The 11,980-nt window shown below is 52.9% G+C and carries 7 protein-coding genes, 23 tRNA genes and 1 other RNA gene; 29 read left to right on the forward strand and 2 right to left on the reverse strand.

Features of this window, described 5'->3' with window-relative positions:
* Positions 1 to 29 precede the first annotated feature (29 nt).
* Positions 30 to 449 carry a hypothetical protein gene (locus tag JS541_RS12030; RefSeq protein ID WP_214374747.1) on the forward strand — a complete coding sequence of 140 codons (420 nt, stop codon included), beginning with the start codon at positions 30 to 32 and terminating at the stop codon, positions 447 to 449.
* Entirely contained in the window at positions 449 to 1,393 is a 945-nt protein-coding gene (locus JS541_RS12035) for a hypothetical protein (RefSeq protein ID WP_214374748.1), read from the forward strand. Before JS541_RS12030 ends, JS541_RS12035 begins: the two co-directional genes overlap by 1 nt.
* 63 nt (positions 1,394 to 1,456) lie before the next feature.
* Here the strand turns inward: JS541_RS12035 and JS541_RS12040 are convergent, their stop codons facing one another.
* Positions 1,457 to 1,729, reverse strand: coding sequence for a hypothetical protein (locus tag JS541_RS12040; RefSeq protein ID WP_214374749.1), 273 nt, complete (start codon positions 1,727 to 1,729; stop codon positions 1,457 to 1,459).
* A gap of 751 nt (positions 1,730 to 2,480) precedes the next feature.
* Complete coding sequence (locus JS541_RS12045; RefSeq protein WP_214374750.1) at positions 2,481 to 3,455, reverse strand: replication protein RepA; 975 nt, start codon at positions 3,453 to 3,455, stop codon at positions 2,481 to 2,483.
* A gap of 406 nt (positions 3,456 to 3,861) precedes the next feature.
* Here JS541_RS12045 and ssrA point away from each other — a divergent pair.
* The 27 genes from ssrA to JS541_RS12180 all read left to right on the forward strand — a co-directional run bounded on the left by ssrA (position 3,862) and on the right by JS541_RS12180 (position 11,923).
* Positions 3,862 to 4,265: a transfer-messenger RNA gene (gene ssrA, locus JS541_RS12050) on the forward strand.
* Between the two features lie 80 nt (positions 4,266 to 4,345).
* Positions 4,346 to 4,431 (forward strand) — tRNA-Tyr (locus tag JS541_RS12055).
* A gap of 4 nt (positions 4,432 to 4,435) precedes the next feature.
* Positions 4,436 to 4,509: transfer RNA gene (locus JS541_RS12060), tRNA-Pro, on the forward strand.
* Positions 4,510 to 4,553: 44 nt separating this feature from the next.
* Positions 4,554 to 4,624, forward strand: a tRNA-Trp gene (locus JS541_RS12065).
* 400 nt (positions 4,625 to 5,024) lie between these two features.
* Positions 5,025 to 5,101: transfer RNA gene (locus JS541_RS12070), tRNA-Leu, on the forward strand.
* A 107-nt stretch (positions 5,102 to 5,208) separates the two neighbouring features.
* Positions 5,209 to 5,282: transfer RNA gene (locus JS541_RS12075), tRNA-Leu, on the forward strand.
* Between the two features lie 68 nt (positions 5,283 to 5,350).
* A tRNA-Thr gene (locus tag JS541_RS12080) sits at positions 5,351 to 5,426 on the forward strand.
* A 49-nt stretch (positions 5,427 to 5,475) separates the two neighbouring features.
* Positions 5,476 to 5,548: transfer RNA gene (locus JS541_RS12085), tRNA-Arg, on the forward strand.
* Between the two features lie 112 nt (positions 5,549 to 5,660).
* Positions 5,661 to 5,734: transfer RNA gene (locus tag JS541_RS12090), tRNA-Leu, on the forward strand.
* A 132-nt stretch (positions 5,735 to 5,866) separates the two neighbouring features.
* Positions 5,867 to 5,940 (forward strand) — tRNA-Gly (locus tag JS541_RS12095).
* Position 5,941: 1 nt separating this feature from the next.
* A tRNA-Phe gene (locus JS541_RS12100) sits at positions 5,942 to 6,013 on the forward strand.
* Between the two features lie 3 nt (positions 6,014 to 6,016).
* Positions 6,017 to 6,092, forward strand: a tRNA-Lys gene (locus JS541_RS12105).
* 176 nt (positions 6,093 to 6,268) lie between these two features.
* Entirely contained in the window at positions 6,269 to 7,006 is a 738-nt protein-coding gene (locus JS541_RS12110) for an HNH endonuclease signature motif containing protein (protein WP_214374751.1), read from the forward strand.
* 413 nt (positions 7,007 to 7,419) lie between these two features.
* Positions 7,420 to 7,493: transfer RNA gene (locus JS541_RS12115), tRNA-Arg, on the forward strand.
* Between the two features lie 198 nt (positions 7,494 to 7,691).
* A tRNA-Arg gene (locus JS541_RS12120) sits at positions 7,692 to 7,765 on the forward strand.
* A 246-nt stretch (positions 7,766 to 8,011) separates the two neighbouring features.
* Positions 8,012 to 8,094: transfer RNA gene (locus tag JS541_RS12125), tRNA-Ser, on the forward strand.
* Between the two features lie 5 nt (positions 8,095 to 8,099).
* A tRNA-Ser gene (locus tag JS541_RS12130) sits at positions 8,100 to 8,183 on the forward strand.
* Between the two features lie 123 nt (positions 8,184 to 8,306).
* A tRNA-Ser gene (locus tag JS541_RS12135) sits at positions 8,307 to 8,391 on the forward strand.
* A 50-nt stretch (positions 8,392 to 8,441) separates the two neighbouring features.
* On the forward strand, positions 8,442 to 9,974 hold the full coding sequence (locus JS541_RS12140) for a VWA domain-containing protein (protein ID WP_214374752.1): 1,533 nt from the start codon (positions 8,442 to 8,444) through the stop codon (positions 9,972 to 9,974).
* A 408-nt stretch (positions 9,975 to 10,382) separates the two neighbouring features.
* Positions 10,383 to 10,454 (forward strand) — tRNA-Gln (locus tag JS541_RS12145).
* 5 nt (positions 10,455 to 10,459) lie between these two features.
* Positions 10,460 to 10,532 (forward strand) — tRNA-Gln (locus tag JS541_RS12150).
* Positions 10,533 to 10,888: 356 nt separating this feature from the next.
* A tRNA-Met gene (locus JS541_RS12155) sits at positions 10,889 to 10,961 on the forward strand.
* A gap of 122 nt (positions 10,962 to 11,083) precedes the next feature.
* Positions 11,084 to 11,157 (forward strand) — tRNA-Arg (locus JS541_RS12160).
* Between the two features lie 6 nt (positions 11,158 to 11,163).
* Positions 11,164 to 11,237, forward strand: a tRNA-Met gene (locus JS541_RS12165).
* A 5-nt stretch (positions 11,238 to 11,242) separates the two neighbouring features.
* Positions 11,243 to 11,317 (forward strand) — tRNA-Gly (locus JS541_RS12170).
* Between the two features lie 20 nt (positions 11,318 to 11,337).
* Positions 11,338 to 11,838, forward strand: coding sequence for a GIY-YIG nuclease family protein (locus JS541_RS12175; RefSeq protein ID WP_214374753.1), 501 nt, complete (start codon positions 11,338 to 11,340; stop codon positions 11,836 to 11,838).
* 12 nt (positions 11,839 to 11,850) lie between these two features.
* A tRNA-Thr gene (locus JS541_RS12180) sits at positions 11,851 to 11,923 on the forward strand.
* Positions 11,924 to 11,980: the final 57 nt, after the last annotated feature.

The raw sequence follows: 11,980 nt of genomic DNA on the forward strand, positions 1-11,980 counted from the left end.
CCACATAAAATTTTGGAAAAGGCAACTCAATGACCAAATACATTTGCGACTACAAGCAAACCATGCAAACCCGCTTCGAACTGGACGATGCGCCCGACAACCTCAGCTCGGCTGAAGTGCTCGCCTATCTCGAACAGCGGGAGGAAGACGGCGAAAACGCAACCCGTATCGATATGCTCGAAACCGTTGACGCGGAATATATTCCGGTCGGCAAAATCGAAGACTATCGTTTCCTCTACCGTCAGACCAAACCGCAAAGCTATCTGTTGGAGTTGCAGCAGTATGAGCGCATGTGGAACGGGGAACAATCCTCGTGGAAGACGATCATCCTCCAGCCGACGCTTCTCACCCCGGATCGGATGTTGGAACAGCAGCTTCTCAGATATGTTAATCTGCCCTCGTCCGCAGTTAACTATCCGACCGTCGTTATTTCGGATAGGACGATCTGATGTCGAACACGCTTTGGATCAGACCGGTCACGAACTTCAAACCATCCAAGAAAACACTCGCTCTCATCAACGATCAGCGCAACTACAATCCGGAAATCTGGACGACCGTACCATTGGACGGACGAGTGCCGATCCCACGCAAAACCGCCGGATGGAAAACTGGCTGGCAGTCATATCTCGGTTTGCAGCATCAGGTGCGATCCGACTGGCAGGTGGAAGAGCTTCGCTTGGAATACAGGAAGTTCTACGACGAGCAGATCGAATACACGGGCGCGAATCCACGTCGAGCGTTCCTCAACGCCGACCACGAGGTCGACAACGGTGTCCTCGAATATACGGTCGAAGGACAAGTCGTGGACTATCGCAGCAACGGTTTGGAAAACGATCGGATCGCCCGAATCTGTCTCATGTTCCCGCACGTCATCAACAAGGATGGGTCGCGTACACCGATCGACTCGCATATTTGGCTCGGTTGCTACAGGAAAAACGTGCGAGTCGAACCGGGATTGATAGAACCACACAATCAGCGTGGACGCAGACTGCTCACCATTGGCATCGGAGATACGCTTCGCATCCGCGCCCAGCTCGTCGCTTACACGGACAAGCGGGGCATCAAACGGTTCGGGTTGAACGATTGGATGCCGTTGGACAGTCGTCTCCACTATTACCAGCGTCAGGCGGATGGGACGATGGTTCACCGTGTGGTCGAATCCCGATTGGACAGGGGACTGATGCTCGGGGGAGTGGATGACAGAGGCGTGTTCTTCACCCGGATCACCCATAATCTTGATCAGGAGATGACCGATGCGGCGAACCGGCATTTGGATATGGTAGATCACGCGTTCCTCACGGATGACACGAACAACGGGTGGCCGACCGTTTGCCGTACCCAGTATCGGGTGATCAGTCAGAGGACTGGCATCTGCCGGACAGTCGTACGATAGGAGCGGCAGAAACCCCGCTGGATCAAGGTCGATCTAGTGGGGTTTCGTCGCTTTCCTCGTCAATCAGTCTGTTTCGCCGTAGTCGTCGAACAGGTCATCCTCCTCGATCTTCCTACGAGCCTTGTCGTTCTTCGCCGCCTCCTTATCCGTACCGCTGATCTTCGTCCGATCCGATACAAAACGAAGACACTGCAACACGGTCAACAGGATCACGAAGATCAAGCCGATCAACGTGAGCACGCCGAAAACACCACCCAGAGAACCGGTGACACCGGTCAGCCAGCTCAACGGGTCCACGATCGGCTCCGAGTTCGCCAACTCGGGGTTATCGGTCATGAGTTCCCGACGAGTATTGAACATTCGAAAGAAATAAGTTCCATACCCACCCAACGGGATGCCAAGCATGGAGATAATGCCGATCAGCCACATAATGCGCCGGTACGTGTAGTAGAGGCCGACGAGTTTGTTGACGAGTTTCAAATGATGCCTCTTTCCGTTTGAACTGGACTGTTTCCAGTTAAACGGACTGTTTTCGGCAAGTTGGGATCGGCTATGAAAACTCTATAAAGGTATATCACTATAAGGGGAGAGGGTTTGCCCTTACGCCAGTAAGGTTTTGACCATCCGATCCGCGACGATACCCCACGTCGACGGCGACGATACCCCATTTTCAACGCGACGATACCCCAAAACGAACGCGACGATACCCCATTAGGCGTGGATGGCAGATCACGGTAAAGCGATGATACCCCACCATGCATGGCGATGATACCCCACTAATCGCAGGATGAGAAGCTGAGAATCGTTGGAATATCAACGTTTTCAACGATTCCGGACAGTAAAAGACCGAATAGTCCGGACATGCGAGGGTAAGCGTCGTTATCCCATGTTCGACGGGAAAATAGTGGGGTATCGCCGCCTAAAGAGCATAAGACAAGTCCGCTTCCCGGCCTACACGTGGGGTATCGTCGCTTTCAATCCTCCAATAGTGGGGTATCGTCTCTTTCCGCTAACCCCCTAGTGGGGTTTCATCGCCAACCGGCAGACGAATAGTGGACTATCGTCGCCGATAACGGTTCACCACCCATCAGAGACGTGGGGTATCGTCGCCGACTTGATTCGGTAATTCGCCCGGCTTGCGGCGAGGGGCCACCGAGGTCGGAGACGGATGCAGGATGATCCCCGATCCGCGAGCTGGAATCTCCACGTTCACGGTCGGATACACTTCCCTCACCCGGTCGATGGCCTGACGGAACTTCTGCTTGAAATCCTTCATGCTGCTGATACCGTCGCCGAACCGGTCGAACAGCCAATCCCAAGCGATCGGCGTATCATGATTCAAACGGTGCATGGAACCTGTCAACCACACGTACACGTCGTACGGCAGGACGCTACGCCCGTTCAACAGGAGGCTTGCGGCTCGAGTGTCGAACGGGGCTGACTCGTTCTTCAAACGTTCATACACTTCATCCGTCAGTACGAACATTGCCCCGGAGTAATCGGAGTTCTTCGTATCATGCACGCTACGAACGGCTTTGACTATCGGCAGGTACACGGTGTCGTCAATACGACGACCGGAAAAACCAGTGGTGCGGCGCACGCTGATCCGGCAAGCCAACAGGAGGCGTAATTGTTCTCGCAATGCTTCACTGGTTCGTCCTCCGCGCGGAATGCCCATGTCCTCGCACAGTTGGTAGAGCGTAGGAATGGTGATCGTCTTCGTTTCCGGATCAACGGTTTCGGTTTTCTTCTTGCCGGCGGCGCGAATCTGCTTCGCCATCCAAGCCATGATCAGACGCGGATATTTGCCGAACGGGAATCGACGCGACCGGGTTTCCGAGTCGATGCCCGCTTCGAGGAAGTATTCGACGGTGCCGTTGTCCTTGCTGACGAAATCCACATCGGGTTTCGGCTGGGTCGCAGGAAACAGGGTGCTGGTGAGGATGCTATGACCGTACCAGATTTCCTTGCTGTCCGGTTCGCGGGCTTCGATGTCGGCGAGTGTTTCCACCTTGTCGAAGAGAACCAGTTGGCCTTTTGCTTCCTCATTGTTTTTGGGCATGGGGCTAGTGTACGCGGAATGCCGGGATGATTCCAATCATCCGATCGACTTGTCTGCTCTTCGCAATGCTGATTTTGCTTGTATCTTTTCGTGCGACACGCTCTAAAAACGTTGGTATTCCAATAGATTTGACAAAATCCACCTATGAGTTATACTGAATGCGTCCACATAAAACAAGAGGTTGAGAAAACCAATACGACAACACCTGCAACACAGCCTTGAGAAGCAGCAAAGGCTTCCACCTGACCCACGATCAGGCAAGGCACCATGTGATCCCCCGCGCGGCATCACCCCTAACAAGGTGAGCGCCCTCCACTGGGAAGCATCGCAAACGTTTGACAACAGAAGAGTGACAACAAAATTTTCCAAGCGCCGCCAGTAGGTGAGAGCTGCCGGCGACGCGCATGGGGCTGACAGGTTTTCGATAGGAAACCGGAAAATCATGCTACGTGTCGGAGAGATGACGCGTCAGACAACCGTAATCAACACGCGTCAACCAATAAGCGCCAAGACCAATTCTCAGCGCGCCTTCCAGCTCGCCGCCTAATCGGCGTTAGCGAAGGCTACCTGTTCCATATCGTCTGCTGATCCGCATGCTAGGCGGGAACGGGCATCAAAATACAGCAAGGATCACACCGGTCGGGTTCGTCGGACACCCGGATCGGTGATCATGAAAGATTTCGACTGGATTCGTCTCCTTCCCGAGCAGTCGGGTGGCGAATCGACAATACAAGCTCGGGTGACGCACGTGATAGGAAGCATGATCGACAGTTGTCCTAGACGGCGGTTCGATTCCGCCCAGCTCCACTATGCCGGAACATGACTCTGGCAGAAACCTCCTTGAGTAGCACGGCGCGCATCCGGCCGGCGTCATGGCGAACAGGATGCATGGTTGAGTGGCCCAGCGGCGACGGCAGGTGACTGTAAATCACCGACAGTTAACGGCACAACACAGGTTCGAGTCCTGTCTCAACCACTTTCGGATTGTGGCGCAGTTTGGTAGCGCACGTGCTTTGGGAGCATGGGGTCGCAGGTTCAAATCCTGTCAATCCGACGAATGTCGGCCAGCATTCCGAATGGACTGGCCGACATGGATTTATGCCGGTAGTTCAATGGTAGAACAGTGGTCTCCAAAACCACAGGCGCAGGTTCGACTCCTGCTCGGCGTGCGAAGATGATCACCAAACCATCAGACGGTCACGTCAACCATGGGGAGGATGAGCATCCTCAACCAGTGAATTGGAAGATAAGCTTTTGATTCTCCACTTCCTCTGAGAACACCGGTTTCCCATCCAGTTCACACGCCTTTCCTCACTGGGTACAAACGTGAGGGCAATTGTTATCGGACTATCCCAAACTCATTCCAAATATATTTAGGCTGTTTGGGATGGTGCCCGTCACGGTGCGACGGTCGGGTTCGATTCCCGACACGGGTACGAAGCAGTATGACAGGTTCTATTCTCTCTTCCTATCGTATTGCCGTCACATCGGAAAGACCATCTTTTCGAGTATGTGGAATATGCGGGGTTGACGATCGGATACTCCGAACCCATCCGACTGTCAGCCTTCGCCTTCGTAGCCCAACCGGTAGAGGCACGGCACTCAAAATGCCGCAAGTGAGGGTTCGAATCCCTCCGAAGGCACCACCCTCAAGAATATTGGATTCGCGAGGGTATTTTGAGTAGGATCTCCTGCTCTTTTATGGGACACAAACTGGCCGGCCAGCACAACAATCACACTCTGGCCGGCTCACGCTCTCGTAGCCCAACTGGTAGAGGCAATAGATTAAGGATCTATCAAGTACTGGTTCGAATCCAGTCGAGAGCACAAGGAAGCATGGGTAACTACGAGACTAATGTCGTCCTGTTAAGTTTTAGGCCCCCGTGCTTCCACTCGCCGTTGTAGCTCAGCTGGTAGAGCAATCGCCTCGTAAGCGATAGGTCACCGGATCATACCCGATCAGCGGCTCCAAGGGAATTCCGGTTTTTCTCCTTCTCAGCTTCCATCGGATTCCCTTATCGCCTTTGTAGCTCAGTGGATAGAGCGTCCGCCTCCGGAGCGGAAGGTCACGAGTTCGAACCTCGTTGAAGGCACTAGGGTTGATCGCAAACGTTTGCCATCAACCCTAACTTGAGTAGGATCTCCTGCTCTTTTATTGGACACACGACCGGACAGTCACAATAATCACACTACTGTCCGGTCAACGCTCTCGTAGCCCAACTGGTAGAGGCGATCGCCTCAAAAGCGATCCAGTGCGGGTTCGAATCCCGCCGAGAGTACGAAGACCGAGATAGCGGAATCTGACAACTCAATGTTCCATTTCGACTCCTTATCAGAACATTGAGCGGGGGTCGTTCCGCCTTTTCGATGGCACACGTGATGATCTCCACGTGCTTCAAAAAGAGATCAACGCGAACATGGTGTAACGGCAGCACGCGACCTTCCCAAGGTTGAGGCGCGGGATCGTCCCCCGTTGTTCGCTCCACGCCTTTGTAGCTCAGTTGGTAGAGCAACGGTTTGAAGCACCGTGAGCCGTGGTTCGATTCCACGCGAAGGCACTTGCCCCTCTAGCTCAGCGGTCAGAGTACCGGACTTTTAATCCGTTTGTGGTCGTGGGTCCGAATCCCACGGGGGGCACTTAACCAAGAACAATCTGTTCATTTCATAGTTTAAGACAAGAGGTCGATATGGGAATATGCTCATATCCCGGTTGCAATAAGAAAACCCTTGCTAGAGGATATTGCACCGGTCACTATCAGCAGTGGTATTACGGCAAGCCTATTCATCGGCTTTGCCATCATCGAACATTCGACATGGAAGATTTTCATTCAATGACCATTCCTAATTTGGATGGATGTCTTATCGTGCCGAACAATACATGCAGTTTCTTTGCTGTAACTATCGATGGGAAGCAAATACCGCTTAAACGTGTCGCCTATCGTCTGGCATATGGTAATGAAGGTGATTGTGCTTGGCTGGATAACATATGTGGCAATCCATTATGCTTCAACCCGGAGCATTTAATCCCGCATGTCTCGGTTAAGGACGGGGGTGGCAGACACGATCTTAACGAGCCAATTTCTGCTGCTGATTCGATACGTTTCTGGTCTAAGACATGTTGGGATGATCGGCATAGATGTAGAGAATGGTCCGGCTCATTGCGAGTTGGATACGGCGTATTCGGATTGGGAGGACAGACGTACGGTGCCCACCGAGTCGCCTATCGCATTGCCAATGGATATATTCCGGAGGACTTATGGATTGATCACATTTGTCGTAATCCTAAATGCGTGAATCCGAATCATCTCAGGCTTTGCACTCCAGAGCTGAACCGGCAGAACATCGCTGAGGCCACCAATAGTAGAAGTGGTCATCTGAATGTAAGTTGGTCGACATCTGATAAACGATGGTCTGTTGATGTAGTTCGAAAAGGAATCAGCTATCATGGCGGAGAATACATCAACTTAGAGGATGCGGTGAGAGCCGCAAGGAAGCTTCGGAATTCGATTTCGACTTTCAACGAGATGGATCGTATGACTCCGATCATTTAATGAATCCTCGATTGTTCTTTGCTACGCGAAACATTCGAAGTGGTTCAAGCTGGATTAGTCCAACAATAAAGTAGGGACTTTGATTCTTTCATTATCGGGGCGGTACCGATATCCAGCACGAGTCGATTCGTCTGATCAACGATTCGACTATAGGAAGTGAGAACGTACGACTCCCTCCTTTACCACCCGTTCTCGCCGTTGGAATCATGACGGTGGAGACTGACGCGTGATCATGCCGGATGATCGTGGAAAATCCGGTGGTGTGTCCTTCGTTTACAGGGAGAAGACATAGCGGCTTTACTTCCCGGTGGGGCCGTGAAAGCGTGGTTCGAATCCACGAGGACGTGCGAGATGATGATGCACTATCAAGTCGAACATTCCGTGTTTGCACCGTCCTTGCATCATTATCTTTTGCCTTCGTAGCTCAATGGATAGAGCACCGGTCTACGGAACCGGGTTGTTGTGGGTTCGAGTCCCACCGAAGGCACGCATTCGAAGCCAGTGCTTAGAGCTTTTGCCTCCTTTCACACACGGCGCTGGTCTGGTTAATCCATGTCGGCTGGAACTCGAATGCGGCCGACATCCCGCACTCGTAGCAGGGAGAGTTTTTGGGTTGATTTTCCTCACCGCTAGGAGTGGTACCAAAAGCCGGCCGCCGGTCCGGTAGGGAACAAAAACCGGCGTCGCCTTTGTAGCTCAGTTGGATAGAGCGGAAGATTTCTAATCTTCGTGTCGCTGGTCCGAATCCAGTCAAAGGCACTCGAAGATAGCCATAGGCTGACTGTTTTGGAATGTTTTTCGGACATTGAACGAATACCGTAAACGAGCAATAGTCCCTTGACCAAACGAGCATAAACCAACGTTCCAAAAACCGTTAGCCGGATGGGATCTTCCCTATTGGCATTCCCGTTTCCCGGTTCATGGTCACCTCGAATTTTATCCACAATAAGATTCGGACAGACTCTAACCTATTGACCGTGAACATGAAAACGGGAATGCCAAAACGGTTTGTTGGTCGAGCGGTCGAAGACAATCGTCTTGAAAGCGATACCCCGTCAGGGGCGCAGGTTCGAATCCTGCACAAACCGCACATGGATGGTAGGCTGAGCGGCTAAAGCGCCTCACTGCTAATGAGGTTCGGGTAACACCGTGGCGGGTTCGACTCCCGCACCATCCGCTTTTGCGACGTTAACGCCGCCCCTGTTCTCGCAGCTACCGATAGGGGAACGATGGGATGCGCTGCCACATGGACTCTATTCTTCTCTGTTAATAGAGGCATCCCAGCGTCGCAAAACATTTTGGAGAGTTCGCATAGTGGTCGAGTGCGGCTGTTTCGAAAGCAGCAGAACCATCTGGTTCCACAGGTTCGAATCCTGTACTCTCCGCAACCAATTATTCTCAGCCCACATAGGCTGGTGCATGAAAGGACAAACACATGGCAAGCATCAACCGCAAGCCAACAACCCACACGTATGAAGGCGGTAAAGCCGTCCAACGCACACCACAACAGGAACTGTTCGTATTGTGCGCCTCGTTTTTGAACGAAGACAATTTCTACGAGACCGCATCCGACACGCGGCAACGACTCGAAGAACTCGCCGCCAAAGTCTGCGACGACTCGGACTGGTGCCTGAACCTCATCACATGGCTACGCGGCGACGGCGGCTTGCGAACCGTCGCACAACTCACCGCCATCGCACTGGTTCACGCCCGACTCGCCAAGGGACTGAACGGCGGGAATCGACAGTTCATCAGCGCGTCGATCCGTCGCCCAGACGAAGGCCCAGCCCTGTTGAACGCCTACAAAACCACCTACAACACTTTGCCGAAACCGGTCAAACGAGGCGTCGCAGACGCGCTCGCCAGCTTGTCGGAGAATGGTTGGTTGAAGTGGAATGGGAAAACCGAAAAAGGGCCAGTTTCGTTGACGGATGCGATCCGGTTGACTCACCCCACTCCGAAAGACGAGCATCAGGACAAGCTGTTCGATCTGATCGTCAACAAGCATACGGACGAGGAACGTGAACAGTTGCTCACCGGATTGCCGGCGATCGCCGCCCGTGAACGATTCAACAAGCTGACCGCCAGCGACAAGCTGGCCGCGTTGACCGGGGATAACGCCACGGAGATGATCCGTTCGGCACGGTTGACGCATGAGACGATCTTCAGCCAGTTGGGTGCGCTCAACCCGGAAGACGCCTCTAAAATCTGGCTTCACTTGATCCCCGACATGGGATATCAGGCGCTGCTCATGAACCTGCGTCGCATCATCACCGCCTGTGGTGAAGACAGTGAGCCGGTCCGGCTTGCCGTGGAACGGATCAGCCACCCGGAGGAAGCCGGATATGCTCCACTGCCGATCAGTTTCCTCAGCGCCTACCGTAACGTACCGGACATCGCCCACCCCTATTTGGCGAAGGCAAGCCGATACTCGTTGCGGCACGTGCCGGAACTGGCCGGACGAACCCTCATCATGGTCGACCGGTCGGGCAGCATGGACTGGCCGCTCAGCCAACGGAGTACACTCACCCGGTATGATGCGGCCAGCATGTTCGCATGCGCATTGGGGTTGAAGAATCCGAACAGTGTGGTAGTCCCGTTCGAAGATCACGCTTATGAGCCGATCCTGTTGGAAGGTGACGATCCGCTCGCCATGCTTGACCGATTCGGCCAACCGGTCGGTGGCACGCACGTCGGCTCCAGCACGAGACAAGCGTATGAATCATACGGGCCGTTCGACCGGGTGATCGTTATCACCGATGAGCAAACCTCATGGGGTGACACCGTTCAGGTCAAGGATGCGGTTCCGCATGATATCCCCTTGTACGTGTGGAATCTCGCCGGCTATCACGGTGCCCTCTCCCTCGGGGATAGGAATCGTGTGAACCTTGGCGGCTTGTCCGACACAGCGTTCACCCTGTTGTCTTTCGATGCGGTGAACAGGTGGCCGTGGGATACGTTAGACTAACGCTGTAGCCCATTGGTTTGGGGTGGTGCGCAGACTCCGGTTACTTCTCGCATAATGGTTACGAGCCTTCGCCATCCGGCAACGGATGGATACACGGAGGCATTTTACCGGAATCGACTTTCTCTCACCCCAAACCAATTTTTCTTTGCAATATGAGCGGTGCGATGATGTCAGTTACTTCTGGAATCAATGTGCACTCACTCTTCTACCGATTGTTTGGTTGAAAGGCCGGATGATCGGTGAGAAGAAACACTGGCATCAACCTTCCCTCGCTCATACTGTGATTCCCGCCAGCCGGAACATAGGGCGCGTGCCGTGCCTGAACCCAGTCAGCAGATTCTCCGGTTGGCAACGTTCGGATGCAAGGGCGATCATCATTAGTATGATCGCTCCCAAATCCACGTCTATTCCCCTTTGGTGTAACTGGCAACACACGGGTCTTTGGAACCCTCGTTCTAGGTTCGAACCCTAGAAGGGGAACGTATTGCTCTGTAGGATAGTTGGCAATCCGCCTCACTCTGGATGAGGAGACCGCTGGTTCGAATCCAGCCAGAGCAGCTAGGTCGGATCGGGAAAGTCCGACCATGTGACATTCAAACATTCGGGGTTGATGTTGATCTTTTTAGCATCGCCTTTCTGCAACATCAACCCTGTGTTTGAACGCCAAACGAGTCCACGCCCGACTCGCGTCACACAAACGGGCGTACGGCGATCACACTAACCGGCTGTTGGAAACGGTCTGCAAAACCGTTCATGATGGGTTCGACTCCCATGTTCGCCTCTAGGATTCTCCACGTTTGGTCTTGCTCAACTCTTTCAAACGGGGCGAATCCGTTCACATTCACACCACCCTTTGAGTACACGGTTGAATGCGACACGGTTTGACGGCTGACGTGAACCAAACCAACCGTAACTCTTCCGTAGCTTAACTGGCAGAGCATCGGCCCCATAAACCGAAAGATGCTGGTTCGACTCCAGCCGGAAGGACGCGACCATACCAACATCTTCCAATCACATTGCAACGCACACGGTTGGTATGATCAACAACAAAGCAGAGCGGAGAAGCTTTCTTCTCTCACCTCATCTCCTCTCCGCTCTGCTTTTCTTCTGCTTCCGTAGCCCAAGCGGATAGAGCAATGCTTTCCTAAAGCAATGGTTGCTGGTTCGAATCCAGTCGGAAGCACGTGTCGTCCTGTTAGCTCAGTCGGTTAGAGCGATGGCCTCATAAGCCGTTGGTCGCCGGTTCAATCCCGGCACGGGACACGTTTGCGAATGTAGGACAATGGTCAGTCCCTCTGTCTTCCAAACAGAATATGCGGGTTCGATTCCCGTCGTTCGCTCCATTAAAAAAGAAGGGAGAAGGATGATTTGGTCTGATATTGATGCCGGCAACTATTTGTTGGTACTCATTGCTGTGATTTTGGTGGTTTTCGTATTCGGCTTGGTAGTTCGGATTAACGAAACCGCCAAACGGAACGCGAAGCTGAAGAGTCTCCGAAAAATCGTGGATGAATCATCGTTCGTCAGTATCGAAGATTTTCTGGCATTGAAGGATTCTTTCCCCCAAATCAAAGATTGGAAGAAGAAAACCTCATTCGTCGGTTGTTACATCATTCACAACATTACGAAAGACATATGCTATGTCGGTGAATCCAAGCATGTGCCGCAACGAATCTATGATCATTTCCACGGAAGCGGGAACGGCGATGTTTACGCCGATTATAAGAACGGGGATCAGTTTGAGATCAAGATGATCGACTTGGTGGACTCCGGCTACCACAACCTGTATAACCTTGAAGCTGATTTGATCGAATCCAACAAGGCATACAAGAACGGGTATAATCGGCTTCCCCGCAGCTACTGATTCTCCTAGCTTGCCGTCGTAGCTCAGTTGGCAGAGCAGCCGCCTTGTAAGCGGCCGGTCACCGGTTCGAATCCGGTCGACGGCTCTTGATTCCTTATTCAAAGCCTCTTTCTGGGTCTTGGTTCTTAAACTCGAATCAGGA

The organism is Bifidobacterium sp. SO1 (assembly GCF_018555335.1).
GTDB lineage: Bacteria > Actinomycetota > Actinomycetes > Actinomycetales > Bifidobacteriaceae > Bifidobacterium > Bifidobacterium simiiventris.